The 23,047-nt window shown below is 72.4% G+C and carries 18 protein-coding genes; 12 read left to right on the plus strand and 6 right to left on the minus strand.

What is annotated here, in order from left to right; all coding sequences use genetic code 11:
* Positions 1–1,539 carry a SpoIIE family protein phosphatase gene (locus ACWD6N_RS06970; protein ID WP_354967256.1) on the plus strand — a complete coding sequence of 513 codons (1,539 nt, stop codon included), beginning with the start codon at positions 1–3 and terminating at the stop codon, positions 1,537–1,539.
* A gap of 28 nt (positions 1,540–1,567) precedes the next feature.
* Here ACWD6N_RS06970 and ACWD6N_RS06975 read toward each other — a convergent pair whose 3' ends face one another.
* Positions 1,568–2,365, minus strand: a complete 798-nt coding sequence (locus tag ACWD6N_RS06975) for an AraC family transcriptional regulator (RefSeq protein WP_354967257.1) — start codon at positions 2,363–2,365, stop codon at positions 1,568–1,570.
* Between the two features lie 31 nt (positions 2,366–2,396).
* On the opposite strand from ACWD6N_RS06975, the gene ACWD6N_RS06980 reads away from it, so the two are divergent.
* From ACWD6N_RS06980 to ACWD6N_RS07000, 5 genes are all read left to right on the plus strand, one after another.
* Positions 2,397–2,975 (plus strand): TIGR03086 family metal-binding protein, encoded by a 579-nt coding sequence (locus tag ACWD6N_RS06980; protein WP_387328507.1) that lies wholly within the window; start codon positions 2,397–2,399, stop codon positions 2,973–2,975.
* 182 nt (positions 2,976–3,157) lie between these two features.
* On the plus strand, positions 3,158–3,451 hold the full coding sequence (locus ACWD6N_RS06985; RefSeq protein WP_450004532.1) for a hypothetical protein: 294 nt from the start codon (positions 3,158–3,160) through the stop codon (positions 3,449–3,451).
* A gap of 90 nt (positions 3,452–3,541) precedes the next feature.
* Positions 3,542–4,042, plus strand: coding sequence for an ABC transporter permease (locus ACWD6N_RS06990; protein WP_354967260.1), 501 nt, complete (start codon positions 3,542–3,544; stop codon positions 4,040–4,042).
* A 179-nt stretch (positions 4,043–4,221) separates the two neighbouring features.
* A complete protein-coding gene (locus ACWD6N_RS06995; protein ID WP_354967261.1) occupies positions 4,222–4,650 on the plus strand; it encodes a superantigen-like protein SSL4 in 429 nt (142 codons plus the stop codon).
* A 2-nt stretch (positions 4,651–4,652) separates the two neighbouring features.
* On the plus strand, positions 4,653–6,776 hold the full coding sequence (locus tag ACWD6N_RS07000; RefSeq protein WP_354967262.1) for a bifunctional polysaccharide deacetylase/glycosyltransferase family 2 protein: 2,124 nt from the start codon (positions 4,653–4,655) through the stop codon (positions 6,774–6,776).
* A 58-nt stretch (positions 6,777–6,834) separates the two neighbouring features.
* On the opposite strand, the gene ACWD6N_RS07005 is transcribed toward ACWD6N_RS07000, so the two are convergent.
* Together ACWD6N_RS07005 and ACWD6N_RS07010 are read right to left on the minus strand one after the other, a co-directional pair.
* A complete protein-coding gene (locus tag ACWD6N_RS07005; RefSeq protein WP_354967263.1) occupies positions 6,835–7,005 on the minus strand; it encodes a hypothetical protein in 171 nt (56 codons plus the stop codon).
* Positions 7,006–7,018: 13 nt separating this feature from the next.
* Complete coding sequence (locus ACWD6N_RS07010; RefSeq protein ID WP_354967264.1) at positions 7,019–9,121, minus strand: S9 family peptidase; 2,103 nt, start codon at positions 9,119–9,121, stop codon at positions 7,019–7,021.
* 96 nt (positions 9,122–9,217) lie between these two features.
* On the opposite strand from ACWD6N_RS07010, the gene ACWD6N_RS07015 reads away from it, so the two are divergent.
* Positions 9,218–10,576, plus strand: a complete 1,359-nt coding sequence (locus tag ACWD6N_RS07015) for an FAD-binding oxidoreductase (RefSeq protein ID WP_354967265.1) — start codon at positions 9,218–9,220, stop codon at positions 10,574–10,576.
* Positions 10,577–10,659: 83 nt separating this feature from the next.
* On the opposite strand, the gene ACWD6N_RS07020 is transcribed toward ACWD6N_RS07015, so the two are convergent.
* Complete coding sequence (locus ACWD6N_RS07020) at positions 10,660–12,735, minus strand: SpoIIE family protein phosphatase (RefSeq protein WP_387328501.1); 2,076 nt, start codon at positions 12,733–12,735, stop codon at positions 10,660–10,662.
* 333 nt (positions 12,736–13,068) lie between these two features.
* Here ACWD6N_RS07020 and ACWD6N_RS07025 point away from each other — a divergent pair, with 333 nt between their 5' ends.
* Together ACWD6N_RS07025 and ACWD6N_RS07030 are read left to right on the plus strand one after the other, a co-directional pair.
* Positions 13,069–17,436, plus strand: coding sequence for a HAMP domain-containing protein (locus ACWD6N_RS07025; RefSeq protein WP_354967267.1), 4,368 nt, complete (start codon positions 13,069–13,071; stop codon positions 17,434–17,436).
* Positions 17,433–17,987: a response regulator gene (locus ACWD6N_RS07030; protein WP_354967268.1), complete on the plus strand. Its 555-nt coding sequence runs from the start codon at positions 17,433–17,435 to the stop codon at positions 17,985–17,987. Before ACWD6N_RS07025 ends, ACWD6N_RS07030 begins: the two co-directional genes overlap by 4 nt.
* Positions 17,988–17,996: 9 nt before the next feature.
* Here ACWD6N_RS07030 and ACWD6N_RS07035 read toward each other — a convergent pair whose 3' ends face one another.
* Entirely contained in the window at positions 17,997–18,491 is a 495-nt protein-coding gene (locus ACWD6N_RS07035) for a GbsR/MarR family transcriptional regulator (protein ID WP_354967269.1), read from the minus strand.
* 91 nt (positions 18,492–18,582) lie between these two features.
* Between ACWD6N_RS07035 and ACWD6N_RS07040 the strand changes: the two genes are divergently transcribed.
* Positions 18,583–19,482 carry an ABC transporter ATP-binding protein gene (locus ACWD6N_RS07040; RefSeq protein ID WP_354967270.1) on the plus strand — a complete coding sequence of 300 codons (900 nt, stop codon included), beginning with the start codon at positions 18,583–18,585 and terminating at the stop codon, positions 19,480–19,482.
* Complete coding sequence (locus ACWD6N_RS07045) at positions 19,479–21,092, plus strand: ABC transporter permease (RefSeq protein ID WP_354967271.1); 1,614 nt, start codon at positions 19,479–19,481, stop codon at positions 21,090–21,092. The genes ACWD6N_RS07040 and ACWD6N_RS07045 overlap by 4 nt, the downstream gene beginning before the upstream one ends.
* A 112-nt stretch (positions 21,093–21,204) precedes the next feature.
* Here the strand turns inward: ACWD6N_RS07045 and ACWD6N_RS07050 are convergent, their stop codons facing one another.
* Positions 21,205–21,540 carry an STAS domain-containing protein gene (locus ACWD6N_RS07050; protein WP_053652159.1) on the minus strand — a complete coding sequence of 112 codons (336 nt, stop codon included), beginning with the start codon at positions 21,538–21,540 and terminating at the stop codon, positions 21,205–21,207.
* 163 nt (positions 21,541–21,703) lie between these two features.
* On the opposite strand from ACWD6N_RS07050, the gene hemL reads away from it, so the two are divergent.
* The gene (gene hemL / locus ACWD6N_RS07055; protein WP_354967272.1) at positions 21,704–23,041 is read left to right on the plus strand and encodes a glutamate-1-semialdehyde 2,1-aminomutase; all 1,338 of its coding nucleotides are present in this window, start codon (positions 21,704–21,706) and stop codon (positions 23,039–23,041) included.
* Positions 23,042–23,047 lie beyond the last annotated feature (6 nt).

The following is a 23,047-nucleotide window of genomic DNA, read 5'->3' on the forward strand; positions in this document are numbered from 1 at the left end:
GTGGACGGCGGGCCGGCGACCGTTCTGGTGGTCGATGACAGTCGGACAAAGCGTTACCTGCTGGTCAGCTGGCTGACCCGGGCCGGGTTCACCGTGCTGGAGGCGGAGAACGGCGCCGAGGCGCTGGCGCGGGTCGAGGTGGACCGGATCGACCTGGTGGTGCTCGACGTCCGGCTGCCCGACGTGAGTGGCTACGAGGTCTGCGAACGGATCAAGGCGGCGCACCCGGCGATGCCGGTGATCCATGTGTCCGCGCACGCCGTGGACGTCGCCGACCGCGCCCAGGGGCTGACCCGGGGCGCGGACGCCTACCTGACCGAGCCGATCGAGCCGGAGGAGCTGATCGCCACCACCCGGGCGGTGCTGCGCTACTACCGGGCCCGGCAGCGCGCCGAGCTGCTCGCCGAGCGGCTGCTCGGGCTGGCCGACACGACGGTGGCGGTGCACGCCGCGCCGACCTTCACCCGGCTGCTGGAGGCCGCCGCAGCGGGCGCCGCGCAGATCTTCAAGAGCCCGGCGGCGGTGATCGCCGAGACGTTCGACGGCGACTGTCTCGCCGGGATCTGCACGGGGCCCGGCGCCGAGGCCACCGTGGTGCCGTGGGTCGTCGACGACGCCGGAGTGCCCACCGGCTCCACCGTCCGGGTGGAGGCGCCGGCGCGTTGGGGGCTGCTCGACTGGCCGGCGGACGACTCGGTGACCGTGGCCGCCGCCCGGCTGCGGGAGGACCGCGCCCCGCTGTACGTGGTGGTCCCGACCGCCACCCAGACCGCCCGGACCCCGGTGCTCGTGCAACTCGCGCAGGCCGTGGCGGCGGCCGTGGAGGCGCAGCGCTCGTTCGACGAGGAGCACCGGATCGCGGTGACCCTGCAGCGCAGCCTGCTGCCACGCCGGCTTCCCGACGTGGCCGGGCTGGACCTGGCGGTGCGCTACGAGCCGGCCAGTGCCCAGACCGAGGTGGGCGGTGACTTCTACGAGCTGGTGATGCTCGACGGCCACCTGCTGCTGGCGATCGGCGACGTGGCCGGCCACTCGCTGCACGCGGCGACCGTTATGGCCGAGCTGCGGCACGCGGTGCGGGCGTACGCGGTCGAGGGGCACCAGCCCGGCGAGATCCTGCACCGGGTCAACGAGCTGATGCGGACCCTGCTGCCGAACGAGCTGGCCACCCTCTGCGTGCTGCTGCTGCACCCGCCGACCGGGCGGGTCCGGCTGGCCAGCGCCGGTCACCTGCCGCCGGTGCTCAGCCTGGACGGCAAGGTCGAGTTCGTGCAGCACTCGGCGCCGCTGCTCGGCGTCCGCGCCCCCCGTCCGGCCGACCTGGAGTTCGTGGTGCCGGCCGGAGCCACGCTGGTGTTCTACACCGACGGGCTGATCGAGCGTCGGGACGCCACCATCGACGAGGGGCTGGCCGCGCTCGCCGCGTCGTCCAGGACGGTGGACGCCGACCTGGAGCGGTTCTGCACCCGGCTGCTGGTGGAGCTGGCCCCACCGGAGATCCAGGACGACGTGGCCGTGATCGTGCTGCGCCGGCACTGAACCGGCGGCAGCCCGGCCCGCCGAGCACTCAGTGGACCGATCGGGCGTACGCGGCCGGTGACACCCCAGCGACGGCCGTGAAGTCACGGACCAGGTGCGCCTGGTCGCTGTAGCCGAGGTCGGCGGCGAGGCCCGCCCAGTTCAGCGGGCCTCCGGCGGCCTGCTCGACGGCCTCCTGGAGGCGGTAACGGCGGATCACCCACTTCGGGCCGACCCCCACGTATTCCGTGAACAGCCGTTGCAGCCGGCGGACCGGGAGGTCGTGGCGCGCGGCGAAGTGGTCGACCCGCAGCACCGTCCGGTCGGTCCGGATCGCCTCGGCCAGCCGGACGGCCTCCTCGACCGCCGGGTCCGGCTCGGGCGCCCAGGCGGTGAGCAGGGCGTCCAGCGCGCGGCAGCGCTCATCGTCGGTGCCCGCGCACACCGGGTCGTCGGGCGGGGCGAGCCGGCCGGCGGGCAGCGGCAGCCGGCGGCCGGTCAGCTCGGCGACCGGCCGTCGCCAGAACGGGTGGAAGCCACCGGGCCGGAACTGGACCCCGCAGACCCGGCCGGTGCCGGTGAGGGTGATTCGGAACAGGTTGCGGCCCACCCCGGCCACCTCACCGGCCTCCGGCCCGTCGCCGTCGCGCCGGAACACCACGTTGACCGCCGGGTGCGGGACGACCCGCTGCTCGAACGGTGCGCTCAACGCCCAGTCGATCAGCCAGTAGTGCTCGACCCACGGGCGTAGCGACTCCGCCGGCAGGCGCCGCCGGAAGTGAACCTCGCGCAGCAACCGGCCCGGGTCCAGGATGCCCCGGCTGTCGCCACGCGGTCGCTGTCGCATTTTTTCAAGACCACCCTCATACGCTGGCCCTATGGCCACTCACACTAGCGATCTGCTGGCGGCTGCCGCGCCGCGAACCGTCGACGTTGTGCGCGGCATCGCCGACGATCAGCTCGACCTGCCCACGCCGTGCCGCGACTACCTGGTCCGGGACCTGCTCAACCATCTGTTCGAGGTGGTGGTGAACTTCCAGGAACTGGCGGTGAAGCGGCCGGTGGAGTGGTCCGAGAAGCCCGACCACCTGGCCGACGGCTGGCGGGACCGGTTCGAGACGGAGACCGGCCGGCTGATCGCCGCCTGGTCGGACCCGTCCACCCTGGAGGGCTTGTCGCCCGGCATGGGCATGCCGCAGACCGTCGTCGGTGGCATGGCGCTGCTGGACCTGACCGTGCACGGCTGGGACCTCGCCGTCGCCACCGGCCAGGCGTACGAGCCGGCCCCCGAGGCGGTGGCCGAGCTGCACGGCCTGGTCGAGCAGTTGGGCCCGACCGCCCGCAAGATGGGCGTCTTCGCCGACCCCACCCCGACCCCCACCACCCAGGACCCCAAGAACCTGCACCACCTCCTGGCCCACACCGGCCGCACCCCCACCTGGCCCTCCATCTCGTGAGCATTCTCCGGCGGTCTTGAGGATGTCCTGGCCGCACGGTGTTCCCGGGCGCCGGGCCGGAGCGCATCTCAAGGTATTTGTCGACGTTGGTCCGCAATCAGCTGTGTTGACTGACAATTATCGATGGGATAAATTCCCATGACTGCTTGATACGAGGGTCTCAATTACGGGGGTAAGGCGCGATGAAGAAGCGGGCTTTCTTGCTTGCGGTTGCCGCTACGGCATCCGTTCTCGTCGGCGTGTCAGGGTCGGCCCAGGCCGCACCGACCGGCTGTTCGGCGACCGCCGTCGGTTACGGCTCCGGCGCATACTGCAGCGGCGGCACCGGAGAGTTCAGGGCAAAGACGCGTTGTGACAAGCTGTGGGCCCCGGACTACGACCGTTACGGCGCCTGGATGGGCGTTGGCACCTGGTCGTCTTTTGCCAAATGCGACAACGGGCACGTCGCTTTCAACGCGACGTGGCAGACGCGGTAGTCAGATCTCTGGATCGCGTGCTGCTCGCGCGGTGAATCCGAAAAGGAAACGCTCGTCGGGTCCGGCGCGGCCGCGCCGCGCGCCTACTTCGTGGCGCAGGACGCACTCGACCGGGAGCAGAGCCTGCGCGACGGTGTCGACACGGGCGCCGACTCGTTCTATCTGTCCACGATGGATCTGGTCGACTCGGCGGTCGCGCTGGCCGTGCTGATCGCCGCCGGAGGGCTGATCGTCGCGCTGGTGGAGGGGGTCGTGTCCCGCCGCCGGGCGTACGCCGCCCTGGTCGCCACCGGCGTACCGCGGGCCACCCTGAGCCGCTCCGTCGCCTGGCAGGCGCTGGCTCCCGCCGTGCCGGCGATCGTGCTCGCCCTCGGCGTGGGCACGCTGCTCGGCCGCGGGCTCTTCCCGAAGGCGACGACGGGCATGTCGTCGGCGGAGATCTGCGACGCCACCGCGGCTCTCTGCGACGATCCGGTGACCCGCCAGCAGTACGTCCGGGTCGTGGAGACCGCCGGGCCGAGCGGATTCCGGAGGTACCGCTCGAACAGTTGGCCTGGCTGGGCGGTGGCGCCTTGGCTGCAGTGCTGGTGACGGTCGGTGTCGGGCTGCTCTTCCTGCGCGCCAGCACCGCCGTGGAGGAGCTGCGTACGACCTGAGCGGATGTAACGCCCCAGGTAGCGGTGCCGCTGTCTGCACCAGAGACCCGGACCATCGGGTTTCCGGCGCCGGACCGGACGGTTCGCGGCGCGGTAAGGGTGGGAGTTCGGCAGATGCACAATCAACCGGGCGGCGCTCCGCCGGTGTTCGTCGATGGGACCGGCCGGCGTCGCCGCCTGACCGTCATCGCCGGGGCCGCGATGGCTCTCGGCCTGCTCACCAGCCTCGGGCTTATCGCCGCCGGGCTCTTCCTGGACACCTCGGTGCCGCTGCCCGGCTGGTCCGACGACCCTCGTGCACCGCTACCGGTGGAGGCCGGCGTGGACGGGATCAACCAGCCGCAGGTCGCCGATCCGCCGTCGCCCTCTCCGGTGACCGGCACATCGGCCTCTCTGCCCAGCCCCACCCCGACCGCCGGCCCCCGGCGCTCCGGCCCGCCGGCCACGGCCAGCGTGCCCCCATCCGCCACCGACCAGCCGGGCCGGGGCGACGAGCATCGCAACACCGCGAGGCCGAGCAGGCCGCCCGGTAAGCCGCAGTGACGATGGCGCGACACGTGGCCCGGCGCGATCCGCGGGCACACTGGCTACTTCTTCTGCTCGGACTGCTTCTGCTGCTCGCGGCGCTCACCGTCAACGGCGTGGTGACCGGTATCGCCGGTGGCTCCGGTGCCCCCGCCGCCGATGGTTCCGTCACGGCCGGCGTACCGGCCCGGGTCGGCTCGGGCGGCCCGGTATTGCGGCTGGATCGGGCGGAGCCAGTCAGCCGAGCCCTGCCGGACCGGACAATCGCGCTGACCTTCGACGACGGGCCGGACCCGCGCTGGACCCCGCAGGTGCTCGACGTGCTGCGCCGGCACGGCGCACACGCGACCTTCTTCGTGGTCGGGGCCCGCGTCAACGAGCATCCGGAGCTGGTTCGGCGGATCCTCGCCGAGGGCCACGAGATCGGGTCGCACACCTTCACCCACGCCAACCTCGCCGCCGTGCCGGCGTGGCGGCGTGACCTGGAGCTGTCACTGACCCGTAAGGCGATCGCCGCGGCGACCGGCCAGGAGACCACCCTGCTCCGGCCACCGTTCTCCTCGGTGCCGACCGCGCTGACCGGGCCCGAGTACGCCGCGCTGCGCGCCGCCGCTGGGACCGGGCACGTCGCGGTGCTCGCCGACCGGGACACCAGGGATTGGCAACGCCCAGGTATCGACGAGATCGTGCAGGCGGCCACTCCGAAGCGGGGGCAGGGCGCCGTGGTGCTGATGCACGACGGGGGCGGCGACCGGGCGCAGACGGTGGCTGCGCTGGACCGACTGCTGCCCACCCTGACCGGCCAGGGCTACCGGTTCACCACCGTCTCCACCGGCATCGACGCCTCGCCGTCGATGGTTCCGGCAGGCGGTGGCACGCGGTTGAGTGGCGCCGCACTGCGCTGGACCCAGACCGGTGCCCGCTGGTCGGCTGGTGCGATGAACCTGCTGCTCGCCGTCGCCCTGGTGCTCGGCGTGGCGCGTCTGGCGGTGCAGGTCTTCTGCGCCCAACGGCACGTGCGCCGGGTCCGCCGGCAGCGGCCGGGCCGGGCAGAGGTACGCGCCCCGGTGTCGGTGATCGTTCCCGCGTACAACGAGGCGGCGAACATCGCCGCCACGGTCCGTTCCCTGGTCGCCAGCGGGTACCCGGCGCTGGAGGTGATCGTGGTGGACGACGGATCGGACGACGGCACCGCCGACATCGTCGAGCGGATGCGGCTGCGCGGGGTACGCGTGATTAAGCAGGCCAACGCCGGCAAGCCGGCGGCGCTGAACACCGGCATCCGGGCCGCCCGGGCGAACCTGCTGGTGCTGGTGGACGGCGACACCGTGTTTCAGCCGGACACCGTGCACCGGCTGGTGCAGGGCTTCGCCGACCCGTCGGTCGGCGCGATCAGCGGCAACACCAAGGTCGCCAACCGGCGCCGGCTGCTCGGCCGGTGGCAGCACCTCGAGTACGTGATCGGCTTCAACCTCGACCGGCGGATGTACGACGTGCTGGAGTGCATGCCGACCATCCCCGGCGCGATCGGTGCGTTCCGCCGGGAGGTGCTGCTGCGGGTAGGCGGGGTGCCGGCGGACACGCTGGCCGAGGACACCGACCTGACCATGCAGGTGCTCAGGGCCGGGTGGCGGGTGATCTATGAGGAGTCGGCCATCGCCTGGACCGAGGCCCCCTCGTCGCTGCGCCAGCTGTGGCGACAGCGCTACCGCTGGTGCTACGGCACGATGCAGGCGATGTGGAAGCACCGGCACGCGCTGCGCGAGTCGGGTGCCGGCGGCAAGCTCGGGCAGCGCGGGCTGCCGTACCTCATGGTCTTCCAGATCGTGCTGCCGCTGACCGCGCCGGCGGTCGACGTGTTCGCCGTCTACGGCCTGCTCTTCCTGCCCTGGTCGACCCTCGCCCTGGCCTGGGCCGGGCTGCTGTTGCTCCAGGCGGCCACCGCCGGCTACGCGCTGCACCTGGACCGGGAGCGGTACGGGCCACTGTGGGCGCTGCCGTTCCAACAGTTGGTCTACCGGCAGCTGATGTACCTGGTGGTGGTGCAGTCGGTGGTCACCGCGCTGATCGGCAACAGGCTGCGCTGGCAGCGGATGGTGCGTACCGGCGAGGCCGCGGCGCTGGTCGGCGCCGGTCGCCGCTGACCGGCCGGCACTGCCGGTCCCCGGACCTGACCGGCCTGCTGATCTCCTGGTCCGCCGGTCAGGTCGGGGCGTGGAAGAGGCCCGCGGACCAGGAGATCAGCAGGCCGACGGCAGCGGAGCAGCAGCAGACGAGCAGGGCGGCGGCCACCACCGCGAGGATCATCCAGGCGGATGCGCGCCGGGCCGCACCCGGCGGCGCAGCGGTCCCCGCCTCGTCCTCGTCGGTCATGGCCGCCCCCCGATCACCGTCCGGCGCGGCCGAGGCGGTCCAGGATCCAGGCGTTGATGAACGCCTCCTCGCGCCAGGCGTCGTAGCGGCCGCTCGGGCCGCCGTGCCCCGCGCCCATCTCGGTCTTGAGCAGGTAGTCGCCGCCCGGGGCGACCGCCCGCAACCGGGCGATCCACTTCGCCGGCTCCGAGTAGAGCACCCGCGTGTCGTTGAGGCTGGTCACCGCGAGGATCGCCGGGTAGTCCACCGGCGCCACGTTCTCGTACGGCGTGTAGGACTTCATGTACGCGTACACCTCGGGGTCGTCGAGGGGGTTGCCCCACTCCTCCCACTCGGTGACGGTCAGCGGCAGCGACGGGTCGAGGATCGAGGTGAGGGCGTCCACGAACGGCACCTGCGCGACGATCCCGGTGAACGCGTCCGGGGCGAGGTTGGCCACCGCGCCCATCAACAGGCCCCCGGCCGAGGCGCCCCGGGCGACCAGCCGGTCGCTGGCCGTCCAGCCGGCCTTGACCAGGTGTCGGGCGCAGGCGACGAAGTCGGTGAAGGTGTTCTTCTTGGCCAGCAGCTTGCCCTGGTCGTACCAGCGCCGGCCCAGCTCGCCACCACCCCGGGTGTGCGCCACCGCGAAGACCACACCCCGGTCCAGCAGCGACAGTCGGGCCACCGAGAACCACGGGTCCATGCTGGCCTCGTACGAGCCGTAGCCGTACAGCTCGCAGGGGGCCGAGCCGTCCCGGGGCGTGCCGACCCGGCAGACCAGCGAGATCGGCACCCGGGTGCCGTCGTCGGCCAGCGCCCAGTCGCGGTGCTGCTCGTACTCGGCCGGGTCGTACGGCCGCCCGTCCGGCCCGGGCAGCACCGGCTTCTGCCTGCGCAGCACCATCTGCCGGGTGACCAGGTCGTAGTCGTACACCGAGTCCGGGGTGACCAGCGAGGAGTAGCGCAGCCGGACCTGCCCGGTGCGGTACTCCGGGTTGGCGTCCAGCCCGACGCTGTACAGCGGCTCGGGGAAGTCGATGTCGTACTCGTCGCCGCTGCCGACCGGTAGCACCCGCAGCCCGGTGAGCCCGTCGGTACGCAGTGACACCACCAGGTGGTTCGCGAAGGCGTCCACGGCCTCCAGCCGGGTGCCGGGGCGGTGTTCGATCAGCGGCACCCAGTCGCCGGGAACGTCCGCCGAGGTGAACGCCAACGCGAAGTCCTCCGCGCCGTCGTTGTGCATGATCAGGAAGCGGTGGCCGTGGTGCTCCACCGTGTACTCGACGCCCTGCCGCCGCGGCGCGATCACGGCCGGCGCGCCGGTCGGGTTGGCCGCCGGGATCACCAGCACCTCGCTGGTGACTTTGCTGTGGATGTCGATCAGGATGAACTTCTCCGACCGGGTCAGCTCCACGCCCACCCAGAACCGCTCGTCGTCCTCCTGGTGGACCACCACGTCGTCGGCGGCAGCCGAGCCGAGGGTGTGCCGCCAGACCCGGTTCGGCCGCCAGGCGTCGTCCACCGTCACGTAGAACAGCACGGAGGCGTCCGTCGACCAGGCCGTGCCGTAGAAGGTGCCGGGGATCTCGTCCGGGAGCAGTTCGCCGGTGGTCAGGTCCTTCACCCGCAGCGTGAACCGCTCGTCGCCGGAGAAGTCGGTGGAGTAGGCCAGCCAGCGCCCGTCCGGGCTGACGTCGAAGGCGCCCAGCGAGAAGAAGTCGTGCCCCTCGGCCAGCAGGTTGCCGTCGAGCAGCACCTCCTCACCGTCCAGCGGCGCGCCGTCCGCACTGACCGGTGGGTCGGTCTCGGAGTCCCGGACCGCGCGCCGGCAGTGCACCCCGTACTGCTGCCCCTCCACCGTCCGGGTGTAGTACCAGTGCCCGCCCTTGCGGGTCGGCACGGTCAGGTCGGTCTCCCGGGTGCGCTGCCGGATCTCCTCGTACAGGTCCGCGCGCAGCTCGGCCAGGTGCGCCGTGCGCTCCTCGGTGTACGCGTTCTCGGCGGTCAGGTAGGCGAGCGTCTCCGGGTCGTCCTTGGCGGCGAGCCAGGCGTACTCGTCGACGACGGTGTCGCCGTGGTGGGTGCGCTCGGCGGGCACCCGCTTCGCCGTGGGCGGGGCAGTCTCGGTGGTCACGGCGGCCACGTTACCGGCCGGCCCGCTCCGCGCGCCGGACCAGCGGCATCCCGATAGTCGCCACCACGGCATTCGAACACATGTACGATGACCGACATGGCTGCAGCAGCGAGTTCCCTCGGCCGGTCCGGAGCCCTCGAGATCACCCGACGGTTGGCGGCGATCTGCGGTCCGCCGTTCGCCCGGCTCGCCGGTCCGGCCGACGAGGTGGCCGGTCGGCCGGCGCGTTGGGTGGCGGTGCCCGGCGGCCCGCACGCCGCGGCCGAGGTGCTGCGGCTGGCCGCCACGCACAACCTGGCGGTGGTGCCACGGGGCGCCGGCACGAAGATCGACTGGGGTGCGACACCCGCGCAGGTCGACATCATGCTCGACACCGGCCGGCTGGCCGGCATCGGTCACGAGCCGGTCGGCGCGCCGGTCGCCGAGGTCGGTGCCGGCACCCCGCTGCGGGCGGTGCAGGCCACTCTGGAGCGCACCGGGCAACGGTTGGCGATGGACGCCCCGTCACCCGGGGCGACGCTCGGCGGGGTGCTCGCCGCCGGTGAGGCCGGCCCGCTGCGGCACCGCCACGGCAGCCCCTGCGACCAACTCCTCGGCGTCCGCTACCTGGGAGCCGACGGCGAGCTGGTCAGCGCCGGCGGTGGCGCACCCGGGCTCGACCTGGCCCGGCTGCTCTGCGGCTCGCAGGGAGCGCTCGGCGTGCTGGTCTCGGCGAGCCTGCGGGTGCAGCCCGTGCCAGCCAGCCGGCTCTGGGTGTCCCGGCCCGTGTGGACGCCCCTGGAGGTGCACGACCTGGTCCGGACGATCCTCGCCGCCCGGCTGGAGCCGGCGGCCATCGAGCTGGACCTGCCGGCCGGGGCGCCCAGGCCGCGCACGCCGTACCCGCCCGGGCATCCGGCGACGACCGCCCGGGAGCGCCACCCGTCGATGTCCGGCCGATCCGGTGCCCCGTCCCGGGCGGGCAACCTGGTGGTGCTGCTCGAGGGTGGCCGGGCCGATGTCACGGAGCGCGCCGAGCGCCTGGTCGGCCTGCTGCACGGGGAGGCGACCGTCGCGCACTCCGCGCCGCCCTGGTGGCGCCGGTACCCGTTCGCGCCCGGCGACACGGCGCTGCGCCTGGAGGTGCCGATCAGCGACCTGCACGCCGCTGTCTATGCGCTGCGCGACGCGGCCGGCGCCCCGGTGCCGGTGCGAGGCTCCGCCGGGCTGGGTGTGGTGCACGCGGCGCTGCCCGGCGCGCTCGCCCCCGACCGGGTGGCGTCCATCCTGGCCGCCGTCCGGGGCGTGCTGCTGGCCCGGCAGGGTCGCTGCGTGGTGGTGTCCGCCCCCGCGCCGGTGCGGCAGGCCGTCGACCTCTGGGGCGAGCTGGCCGGCCTGGCCCGGCTGCGGGCCGCCAAGGAGCATCTCGACCCGGAACACCGGCTCGCCCCCGGCCGCCTCCCCGGCGGCCTGTGACACGAGCGCGCCCGCTGTGGTCGGCCGTGGGTCCAGCCACCGCCGGTGCGTGTCGAGCGGCGGCGGGATGACCGGGTGCGGTCTCAGACCGCGTCGTTGCGGAGCACCAGGATCGCGATGTCGTCCCGAGGCGGCTCGACCGAGAAGTTGATCGCGGCGGCGCGCAGCCGGGCGGCCACCACGTCGGCCGAGTATCCGGCCAGTGGCGCGGCCGCGTCCCGCAGCCGGTCGGTGCCGAACAACTCCCGGCCGCGCCGCCGCTCGGTGACCCCGTCGGTGTAGAAGACCAGGGCGTCGCCCGGGGCGAGCGTGATCTCCGCCGTCGGCGAGGTGATCGTGTCGAGCAGGCCCAGCGCGGTGCCCCCGGCGCCCACGAAACCGGCGCCGCCACCCGCGGCCAGCAGCACCGGCCGGTCGTGCCCGGCCAGGTGCAGCGAGACGTCCAGCCCGTCGCCGTCGCCCGGCCCGACCGCCGCCAGGGCCAACGTGCAGTACCGGCCGCCGCCCCGCTCGACCAACGTCTCGTTGAGTCGCGCCAGCGCCTCCGGCAACGGCTTGCCGTCGCCGACCAGCACCCGGATCACATCCCGGACCAGCCCGGTCACCGCAGCCGCCTGGACGCCCTTGCCCGAGACGTCCCCGATCACCACCAGCCAGCGGCCGTCGAGCATCGGCACCACGTCGTAGAAGTCGCCGCCCACCTCGGCGTCGTAGCCGGTCGGGACGTACTCGGCGGCGAAGCCGATCCCGTCAACCACGGGCAGCACCGGCGGCAGAAGCGACTGCTGGAGCGTCTGCGCCACCCGGCGGCGTTCGGCGTGGATCCGCGCGTTCTCGATGGCCAGAGCGGAGCGCCGGGCCACGTCCTCCAGCACCGACACCTCGTCCGGGTCGTGCCGGTGCCGCTGGTGCCGCCCCACCGTCAGGGTGCCGAGCCGCTGCCCACGTGCGATCAACGGGACCGCGAAACCCTCCATCGGCCCGCCGAGCGGGATCTGCCCCGCGCTGCGGGACGCCTCGCGCAGGCGGGCCTGGATCGAGTCCGGACCCGTCTCGGCCAGCACCTTGTGCAGCTGCGGCAGCACCGACTCGTCCGCGTGGCTGGCCGCCGCCAGCCGCAGCCGGCCCCACTCGTCGGTGGTGTGCACCGCACACCACTGGCCGAGCCGCGGCACCACCAGCTGCGGAATCAGCGCCATGGTCAGCTCGACGTCCAGCGACTGGGCCAACAACTCGCTCGCCTCGGCCAGGAACGTCAGCCATGTCTGCCGGCGGACGTCGGCCCGGCGCAGCCGGTCGTTCTCAAGGTGCAGCGACAGCCGCTCGGCGGTCAGCACCGCCAGCGGCTGGGCGTACGCCGACGGTGCGGCGTCCAGCTCCAGCTCGCCCGCGTACGGGCGGTGCACCGACAGCGGCACCCGGAGCAACTCCGTGTCGGCGCGGGGCTGTCGGCCGAAGCGGGCCAGCACCTGGCGGCCCTGGCCGTCGCCCCGGTCCAGGCGGATCATGCCGCCGGCCGCGCCGACCATTTCGGCCACCCGGCTGAGCAGGTTGGTGGCGAAGTCAGGCAGCGGATCGTCCGCGTACACGTCGGGGGCGGTCTGCATGAGTTCGCTCATCGCGCTGGCGCTCGGCGCGGAGCTGTCGATAGCGGCCCCCGGGCCGGCGCTGCCCGGCATCGACTCGCCACCCGCGGTGCCCTCGGCCGGCGGGTCGACGCCGGGGCGGTCCAGCCGGAACCAGACGCCCTTGCCGGTGGGCAGGTACGTGGTGCCCCAGCGGCTGGCGAAGTGGTCGACCAGCAGGAGCCCCCGGCCCCGCTCGGAGACCTCGTTGATCTCGGTGGCGTCGTTGCGGGTGCCCACGGTCAGCTCATCGCCCGACCCGGGCGCGAAGTCGGAGACGGTCACGGACAGCCCGACCTCGTCCGCCACGACCTCGATGTCCAGTTCGGTACGGGCGTGCTCGACGGCGTTGGTGGTCAACTCCGTGGTGAGCAGCAGCGCCTCGTTGGCCAGCTCGTCCAGGTGCGCCTCGGCCAGCGCCGAGCGGACCACCGCCCGAGCGGCAGCCGGCGTGCGCCGGTCAGCGGGCAGGCGGACACGCCGGACCGCCCCGCTCCGGGCCCCGGCAGTCGCGGGCCCCGCCTCGGCTGACACCCCCGTATCCTCCACCGTCCCCCTACCGGGTGCCAACCCGATCGGCCATTGCCGCCAACTCGCACGAAGGAAGGGCCCCCTGTTAACGCCTGCGGTAGAGCAGGGGCCCCTTCTTAACGTCGACCGGTTAGGCGCGATCGGTGCGGTGCGGCGGGGTTCGGCACCGGGGCGAGGTCCGCGACCGGCCGTTCCGAATCGACGGCATCGAGCGGATTCGAGGGTTAGCAGGAGCTGATCGGCGGGTCGCGAACCCTGGCACTGCGGCGCGCGCGGGCACAATATGGGTGGCGGCGTGTCCGCACGGACCGGCGCCCCCGAGTTGAGCGAGGAATGATGACCACGGCGAAGCAGTCGGTGGCGGATCCGTCCGCAGCCGACCACGAGGCGCTCCTCGGTGAGTTGACCGAGGCGCTGCGGCGGGTCCGTCGCGGCGACCTGAAGGTCCGGCTTCCCCGCCGCGCCGGTAAGGGCGGCGAGGTGGCGGACGCCTTCAACGAGGTGGTCTCGCTCCAGGAGCGCCAGTACCTGGACCTGCGGCGGATCAGCCGGATCGTCGGCCGGGACGGCCGGCTCACCGAGCGTCTGGACGACGAGGGGCTGGACGGGTCCTGGGCGGAGGGGCAGCGGGCGATCAACTCGCTGATCGACGACCTGGGCCGGCCGACCACGGAGATCGCCCGGGTCATCGTGGCGGTCGCGGACGGCGACCTGTCGCAGCACATGGCGCTGGAGATCGACGGCCGGCCGCTGCGCGGTGAGTACCTGCGCATCGGGCGCACGGTCAACACGATGGTCGACCAGTTGTCGTCGTTCTCGAACGAGGTGACCCGGGTCGCCCGTGAGGTGGGCACCGAGGGCAAGCTGGGCGGTCAGGCCGACGTCCGGGGCGTCGCCGGCACCTGGAAGGACCTCACCGACTCGGTCAACACCATGGCGTCGAACCTGACCGGCCAGGTGCGGTCGATCTCGCAGGTGGCGACGGCGGTGGCCAAGGGCGACCTGTCGCAGAAGATCACGGTCGGCGCGCGCGGTGAGGTCGCCGAGCTGGCCGCCACGATGAACTACCTCACCGACACGCTGCGGCTCTTCGCCGAGCAGGTGACCCGGGTGGCCCGCGAGGTGGGCACCGAGGGCAAGCTGGGCGGCCAGGCCGAGGTGCCGAACGTGGCCGGCACCTGGAAGGACCTCACCGACAGCGTCAACTCGATGGCGTCGAACCTGACCGCGCAGGTCCGCAACATCGCCCAGGTCTCCACGGCGGTGGCGCGGGGCGACCTGTCGCAGAAGATCACCGTGGCGGCGCAGGGCGAGATCCTGGAACTGAAGGACACCGTCAACACGATGGTGGACCAGCTGTCGTCGTTCGCCGACGAGGTGACCCGGGTGGCCCGCGAGGTGGGCATCGAGGGCAAGCTGGGCGGTCAGGCCCAGGTACGCGGGGTCTCCGGCACCTGGCGGGACCTCACCGAGAACGTCAACCAGCTGGCCGGCAACCTGACCAGCCAGGTCCGCAACATCTCTCAGGTCTCCACGGCGGTCGCCAAGGGTGACCTGTCGCAGAAGATCACGGTGGACGCCCAGGGCGAGATCCTGGAGCTGAAGAACACGGTCAACACGATGGTGGACCAGTTGTCGTCGTTCGCCGACGAGGTGACCCGGGTCGCGCGCGAGGTGGGCACCGAGGGCAACCTGGGCGGCCAGGCGCAGGTCAAGGGCGTCAGCGGTACGTGGCGGGACCTGACGGACAACGTGAACTCGATGGCGTCGAACCTGACCAGCCAGGTCCGCAACATCGCCTCGGTGACCACGGCCGTCGCGAAGGGCGACCTGAGCCAGAAGATCACGGTGGACGCTCGGGGCGAGATCCTGGAGTTGAAGTCCACGGTCAACACGATGGTGGACCAGCTGTCGTCGTTCGCCGACGAGGTGACCCGGGTGGCCCGCGAGGTGGGCACCGAGGGCAAGCTGGGCGGCCAGGCGCAGGTACGCGGGGTCGCCGGCACCTGGCGGGACCTGACCGACAACGTCAACTCGATGGCGTCGAACCTGACGGCCCAGGTGCGCAACATCGCCCAGGTCTCGACGGCGGTGGCGAAGGGTGACCTGTCACAGAAGATCACGGTGGACGCTCGGGGCGAGATCCTGGAGTTGAAGTCCACGGTCAACACGATGGTGGACCAGTTGTCGTCGTTCGCCGACGAGGTGACCCGGGTGGCCCGTGAGGTGGGCACCGAGGGCAAGCTGGGCGGTCAGGCGCAGGTGAAGGGTGTCTCCGGCACCTGGCGGGACCTGACCGACAACGTCAACTCGATGGCGTCGAACCTGACCAGCCAGGTCCGCAACATCGCCTCGGTGACCACTGCCGTGGCCAAGGGCGACCTGAGCCAGAAGATCACGGTGGACGCGCAGGGCGAGATCCTGGAGCTGAAGTCCACGGTCAACACGATGGTGGACCAGCTCTCGTCGTTCGCCGACGAGGTGACCCGGGTGGCCCGTGAGGTCGGCATCGAGGGCAAGCTGGGCGGTCAGGCGCAGGTGAAGGGTGTCTCCGGCACCTGGCGGGACCTCACCGAGAACGTCAACCAGCTCGCCTCGACGCTGACCACCCAGCTGCGGGCCATCGCGCAGGTGTCCACGTCGGTGACCCGCGGCGACCTGACCCAGCGGATCGCGGTCAAGGCGCAGGGCGAGGTCGCCGAGCTGAAGGACAACATCAACCAGATGATCGTCACCCTTCGGGAGACGACCAAGAAGAACGCCGAGCAGGGCTGGCTGGACTCGAACCTGGCCCGCATCGGCGGTCTGTTGCAGGGCCAGCGGGACCTGGGCGAGGTCTGCCGCATGATCATGACCGAGGTGACCCCGCTGGTCGACGCCCAGCTCGGCGCCTTCTTCCTGGCCGACGACACCGACGGCAGCATGCGGCTGCGGTTGACCTCCTCCTACGGGTACGTGGCGCGGGGGCACGACGTCACCTTCGGGCCGGGCGAGGGGCTGGTCGGGCAGACCGCGCTCTCCCGCCGGACGATCCGGGTCAGCGCCTCCCCGAACAGCCGGCTCACCCTGCGCTCGGGGCTGGCCGAGACACCCCCGTCCGATCTGGTGGTGCTCCCCGTGCTGTTCGAGGGGGAGCTGCTCGGGGTGATCGAGTTCGCCAGCGTGGCGGCCTTCTCCGAGCTGCACCTGTCGTTCCTGGAGCGGCTGGTGCTGACCATCGGCATCGCGGTCAACACCATCCAGGCCAACCGGCGTACGGAGGAGCTGCTGGCCCAGTCGCAGCGGCTGGCGCACGAGCTCCAGGAGCAGTCCGCGGAGTTGCAGCGCACCAACGCCGAGCTGGAGGAGAAGGCCACGCTGCTCTTCGAGCAGAAGGGCAACATCGAGACGAAGAACCGGGAGATCGAGCTGGCCCGGCTCGGCCTGGAGGAGAAGGCGCAGCAGCTCACCCGGGCCTCGGCGTACAAGTCGGAGTTCCTGGCCAACATGAGCCACGAGCTGCGGACGCCGCTGAACTCGTTGCTGCTGCTGGCCCGGCTGCTGGCGGAGAACTCGGAGCAGAACCTCAACCCGAAGCAGATCGAGTTCGCCCGGACCATCCACAGCGCCGGCTCGGACCTGCTCAGGCTGATCGACGACATCCTGGACCTGTCCAAGATCGAGGCAGGGCGGATGGACGTCGAGCCGACCGAGATCCGGTTCGCGGAGATTCGCGGCTACGTGGAGCAGGCGTTCGCACCGGAGGCCGAGGAGAAGGGCCTGGACTTCCAGGTGCGGGTGAGCAAGGATCTGCCGCCGGCGCTGGTCACCGACGCGCAGCGGTTGCAGCAGATCCTGCGCAATCTGCTCTCCAACGCGGTGAAGTTCACCGACAACGGCGCGGTGACGTTGCGGATCGGCCCGGCGGCGGAGAACGTGGTGTTCGACGTTCCGGCGTTGACCAACGCCCAGCAGGTGATCGCGTTCACCGTGATCGACACCGGGATCGGCATCTCCGACGACAAGCTGTCGATCATCTTCGAGGCGTTCCAGCAGGCGGACGGCACCACCAGCCGCCGTTACGGTGGCACCGGCCTGGGCCTGTCGATCAGCCGTGATCTGGCTCGGCTGATCGGCGGCACGATCACGGTGGCGTCGGCGCCGGGGCAGGGGTCGACCTTCACCCTGTTCGTGCCGCACGTGCTGGCCCCGGATGCGGTGGTCGCGCCTGCGCCACCGTCCCCGCAGCGTGCCGGCCTGCCGTCGTCGCTGCTGATGCCGCCGCTGGAGCTGCTGCCGCAGCGGCCGGAGGCGCCGGCCACCCGACAGCTGGACGGCGCGACCGTGCTGATCGTGGACGACGACGTGCGCAACGTCTTCGCCCTGACCAGCGCGTTGGAGCTGCACGGGATGACCGTGCTGTACTCGGACAACGGGGCGGACGGCGTCCGCCTGCTGGCCGAGCATCCGGAGGTGGACATCGTGCTGATGGACGCCATGATGCCGGACCAGGACGGGTACGAGACCACCCGCCAGATCCGGCGTAACCACCGGTTCGCCGACCTTCCGGTCGTCTTCCTTACCGCGAAGGCGATGCCGGGCGACCGTGAGTCGGCGCTCGCGGCCGGGGGCAGCGACTACATCACCAAGCCGGTAGACCTGGACGATCTGATCGAGTTGATGTCGTCCTGGATCAGCGGCAGCCGGACCGAGGAGACTTCGTGACCCAGATGGCCAAGGCGCTGCTCGTGGACGACCGGCGGGAAAATCTGATGGCCCTGGAGGCGATCCTCCAGGGCCTGCCGGTTCAGTCGGTGGCGGTGGAGAGCGGCGAGGCGGCGCTCAAGCAGCTGTTGGTGGACGACTTCGCGGTGATCCTGCTGGACGCGCAGATGCCGGACATGGACGGCTTCGAGACGGCCAGCCACATCAAGCGCCGGGAGCGGACCCGGCACGTGCCGATCATCTTCCTCACCGCCGCTGACCGGGACGCGCAGCTCGCCCTGCGCGGGTACCAGGTGGGCGCGGTGGACTACCTGACCAAGCCGTTCGATCCGTGGGTGCTGCGGGCCAAGGTGTCGGTCTTCGTCGAGCTGTGGGTGAAGACCCGGCAGTTGGCCGCCCAGTCGGACCTGGTGCGGGAGCGCGACACGCAGTGGCGGCGGCTCACCGACGCGGTCGACGAGGCGACCACGCTGCTCCGCTCCGACGAGCCGGAGAGCCGGGACCGTGCGGTGCGGCTGCTCGAGCAGGCCCGCTGGGGCAACACCTCCTGACCGGGACGCTCAGGCCTCGCCGGGCCGGATGTGGCCGGTGGCGGCGCGCCGGGCCCGCCAGCGCTCGCCCAGCGAGTCGATTTCCTCTTGCACGAAGAGGAAGAAGTCGCGCATCTCGGCCACTCGTTCGCCGGCCGGCGTGTCTGGCCCGAGGGCGGCCACCCCGGACTCGGCGACGTCGATGAACGCCTTGTAGATCCCGGTCTTGGTGATGGTCGCCTCGTACCAGGGGTTGTCCGGCATCCGGTAGCGATCCCGGCGGGACCTCGGGACCGGTTCGCGGACCAGCATGCTGAACTGGGTGAGGTAGCGGACCGCACCGCTGACCGCCGCCGCGCTCACTCCGAGCCGCTCGCCGATCTCGGCGGCGGTCAACGGGTCGTCCGAGCTCATCACGGTGAACAGCACCCGGGCGGCCATCCGCGGAGAACCGACCTCGGCGAAGGTCAACGCCATCCGCTCGACGAATAGGTGCACCGGGTCGTGGCCGTCGGTGGCTGCCATGACGATCTCTCCTGCCTGCTCGTGTGGCCCCGATGGTGCCCCGGATCTCACAGTCTTCACAACTTTGTGAAACGAGTGTAGCTTCCGATACATGGAAACTCCCATTGAGGTGTCCGGCCTGGTCAAGACCTTCGGCCGGACCCGGGCGCTCGACGGTCTCGACCTGACCGTCCGCGCCGGCGAGGTGCACGGCTTCCTCGGCCCGAACGGCGCCGGCAAATCGACCACCATCCGAGCGCTGCTCGGCCTGCTGCGGGCGGACGCGGGGGCCGTCCGACTGCTCGGTGGTGACCCGTGGCGCGACGCGGTGGCCCTGCACCGCCGGCTGGCGTACGTGCCGGGCGACGTGACGCTCTGGCCCAACCTCTCCGGCGGGGAGGTCATCGACCTGCTCGGCCGGATGCGCGGCGGTCTCGACCCGGCCCGCCGGGCCGAGCTGCTCGACTCGTTCGAGCTGGACCCGCGCAAGAAGGGCCGGGCGTACTCCAAGGGCAACAGGCAGAAGGTCGGCCTGGTGGCCGCCCTCGCCTCGGACGCCGAACTGCTCATCCTGGACGAGCCGACCTCCGGCCTGGACCCGCTGATGGAGGAGGTCTTCCAGCACTGGGTCCACCGGGCGAAGGCCGACGGCCGCACCGTGCTGCTCTCCAGCCACATCCTGGCCGAGGTGGAGGCGCTCTGCGACCGGGTGACGATCATCCGCAACGGTCGGGACGTCGAGACGGGCACCCTGACCGACCTGCGCCACCTGCGACGAACCTCGATCGAAGCCGAGCTGACCGGCCCGGTCGACGGGCTGGGGAAGCTGGCCGGCGTGCACGACCTGCGCGTGGACGGGCCCCGGGTGCGCTTCGACGTGGAGAACGGCGCGCTGGACGCCGCCCTGCGCCGACTCACCGAGATCGGCGTACGCAGCCTGGTCAGCCAGCCGCCGACGCTGGAGGAACTGTTCCTGCGGCACTACCAGGCCGAGCCGGCGGTGCGCTCATGAGCGCGTTCACCGGCACGAGGCACCTGGTGCGACTGATCCTGCGCCGGGACCGGGTCGTGCTGCCGATCTGGATCCTGCTGCTGGCCGTGCTGCCGGCCAGCTACGCCGGCACGTACGCCGAGCTGTACCCGACCGCCGCCGAGCGGGCCACGTACCTGGCCGGTACGGCGAGCAACCCGTCGATCGTCGCCCTGCTCGGCCCGGTGTACGGCGACAGCGTCGGCGCGCTCACCGTCCAGCGGGCCGGCCTGCTGGCGTTGATCGCCGCACTGGTCAGCGTGCTCACCGTGGTCCGGCACACCCGGACGGAAGAGGAGGCCGGCCGGCGCGAGCTGCTCGGCGCCACGGTGCTGGGCCGGTACGCCGGGCTGACCGCCGCGCTGCTGGTGACGTACGCCGCGAACCTGCTTCTCGGCCTGCTCACCGCCGGCAGCCTGGTCGCCGCAGGCCTGCCCGGTGCCGGCTCGCTGCTCTTCGGCGCCGGGCTGGCGCTCACCGGCATCGTCTTCGCCACGCTCGGCGGGCTGGCCGCGCAGCTCACCGAGAGCGCGACCGGGGCGCGCGGGATCGGCCTGGCCGCGCTCGGGCTGGCCTTCGTGCTGCGGCTGGCCGGCGACGCGGGGGGTTCCGGCGGCACCGGCGGGAGCGCGGAGTGGCTGAGCTGGCTCTCCCCGCTGGGCTGGTCGGCCCGGGTTCGGGCCTTCGCCGACGAGCGCTGGTGGGTGCTGCTGCTGCCGGTGCTGTTCAGTGCGGTGGTCGCGCTCGTCGCGTACCCCGTCTCGGTGCGCCGCGACCTCGGCGCCGGGGTGTTCCCGCCCCAGCTCGGCCCGGCGACCGCGGGGCCGCGGCTGGCGGGCCCGTTCGGCCTGGCCTGGCGGCTGCATCGGGGCCAGTTGCTCGGCTGGACCGTCGGGTTCGGGCTGCTCGGCCTGGTGCTCGGCGGCGCGGCGGATGCCGCCGGCGACGCGGTGCAGGGCAATCAGCAGGTCGCCGAGATCCTGGCACGGTTGGGTGGCACCTCCGCGCTCGCGGAGGCGTACCTCGGTGGGACGTTGAGCCTGACCGCGCTGGCCGCCGCCGGGTACGGCATCCAGGCCGCGCTGCGGGCGCGGGCGGAGGAGACCGCCGGGCGGGCTGAACCGCTGCTCGCCACGGCGGTGAGCCGGACCCGCTGGCTGGCGGCGCACCTGCTCTTCGCCCTGCTCGGCCCGGCGGTGGTGCTCTCCGTGACCGGGCTCGCCACCGGGCTGGCATACGGCCTCAGCGTGGGCGACGTCGGGGGCGAGCTGCCCCGGCTGCTCGGTGCCGGCCTGGCCCAGGTGCCGGCGGCCTGGGTGCTGGCCGGGCTGGCGGCGTTGCTGGTCGGCTGGCTGCCCCGGTTCTCCACGGGCGCCTGGGCGGTGCTCGCCGGCTGCCTGCTGCTCGGTCAGCTCGGTGCGGTGCTGGAGCTGGACCAATGGGCGCTGGACCTCTCCCCGTTCACCCACACCCCACAGGTCCTCGGCCCCGACTGGACCGTCACCCCGCTGGTCGCCCTGGCCGCCGTGACAGCCGCCCTGACCGCGGCAGCCCTGAAAACCTTCCAAACCCGGGACGTCCCCACCCCCTGACCGGCCCGATCCAAGGCGTTGATCATGAGGTTATTGCCGACAAATGGGACAGGAAGTGGCAATAACTTCATGATCAACAGGGGAGGCGCGGGCCGGCGGGGAGGGGGAGGGGTCAGCCCGCGGGCTGGTCGTTGCGGATCATCAGGGCGCTGCGGAGGCCGGTGATGTCCAGGACGCGGATCAGGAAGTCGCCCACGTGGGTCAGCATCAGCAGGCTCTGGGCATGGCTGGCCTTGCGGCTGAGCACGACCAGGGTGCCCAGGCCCTGCGAGTCGCAGAAGGTGACGCCACCCAGGTCGAGCACGATCCGCGGGGGCGGGTCGGCCAGCACCTCGTTGACCACGGTGGAGAGCTGCGCGGCCGTGAGCATGTCGATCTCACCGGCCAGGCGCAGCACGGCTTCGTCGCCCGTCCGGTGGAGCGTGATGGACAGTTCGGCGCGATCCACCCGGTCAGCCTAGCGCGATCCGGACGACCCGGCCTGTCGAGGCCGACAGCCACCGCCGTCCCGTGTCGGCGCCGCGGCCGGGGGCCGGAGGCGGGTGAGCCCGGTAACCCCAGCCCGGGGTGGCTGCTGATTGGCCGTCCGCCGCTGACACAATGGCGGCATCGTGACCGACACCTTCTCCGCCGGATCCGGCCGCTACCCGGCCGACGCTCCGGCCTCCGAGGCCCTGTTCCACCGCGCCCGCGCCATCGTGCCAGGCGGGGTGAACTCCCCTGTGCGCGCCTTCCAGGCGGTCGGCGGCACCCCCCGCTTCATGGTTCGAGGCGAGGGTCCCTGGCTGCACGACGCCGACGGCCGCCGCTACGTGGACCTGGTCTGCTCCTGGGGTCCGCTGATCCTCGGGCACGCGCACCCGGAGGTGGTGGACGCCGTGCAGGCCGCCGCCGCTCTGGGCACCAGCTTCGGCACCCCCACCCCGGCTGAGGTGGAACTGGCCGCCGAGATCGTCGACCGGACGCCGGTGGAGCAGGTACGCCTGGTCAACTCCGGCACCGAGGCGACCATGTCGGCGATCCGGCTGGCCCGCGGCTTCACCGGCCGCTCCAAGATCGTTAAGTTCGCCGGCTGCTACCACGGGCACGTCGACGCGCTGCTCGCGTCCGCCGGCTCCGGCGTGGCCACCCTGGGCCTGCCCGACTCGCCCGGCGTCACCGGCGCGGCGGCCAGCGAGACGATCGTGCTGCCGTACAACGACATCAGGGCGGTCGAGGAGGCCTTCGCCGCCGAGGGTCCGCACATCGCCGCGGTGATCACCGAGGCCGCCGCCGGCAACATGGGTGTGGTCGCCCCCCGCGACGGCTTCAACCAGCAGCTCGCCCGGATCGCGCACGCGCACGGCGCGCTGCTCGTGGTGGACGAGGTGATGACCGGGTTCCGGGTGTCCCGCGCCGGCTGGCACGGCCTCGACCCGTCCGACGCCGACCTGTGGACGTACGGCAAGGTCATGGGTGGCGGGCTGCCCGCCGCCGCGTTCGGCGGGCGCGCCGAGATCATGGCGCGGCTCGCCCCGGCCGGCCCGGTCTACCAGGCCGGCACGCTCTCCGGTAACCCGCTGGCCTGCGCCGCCGGCCTGGCCACCCTGCGGCTGGCCGACGACGAGCTGTACCGCCGCCTCGACCAGACCGCCGCCGTCGTGGGCAAGCTGGCCGCCGACGCGCTGGCCGCCGCCGGGGTCCCGCACCGACTGTCGTACGCGGGCAGCATGTTCTCCATCTTCTTCACCGACGCCGACGTGGTCGACTACGACAGCGCCCGCACGCAGCAGGTGCCGGCGTTCAAGGCGTTCTTCCACGCGATGCTCGCCGCCGGCGTCTACCTGCCGCCAAGCGCGTTCGAGTCGTGGTTCGTGTCGGCGGCGATCGACGACGCCGCTCTGGAGCAGATCGCCGCCGCGCTGCCGACGGCGGCCAACGCGGCGGCAGCGGCGGGTCACGGGGGGTAGCGGTGA

The sequence above is a fragment of the Micromonospora sp. NPDC005163 genome, from assembly GCF_053599835.1.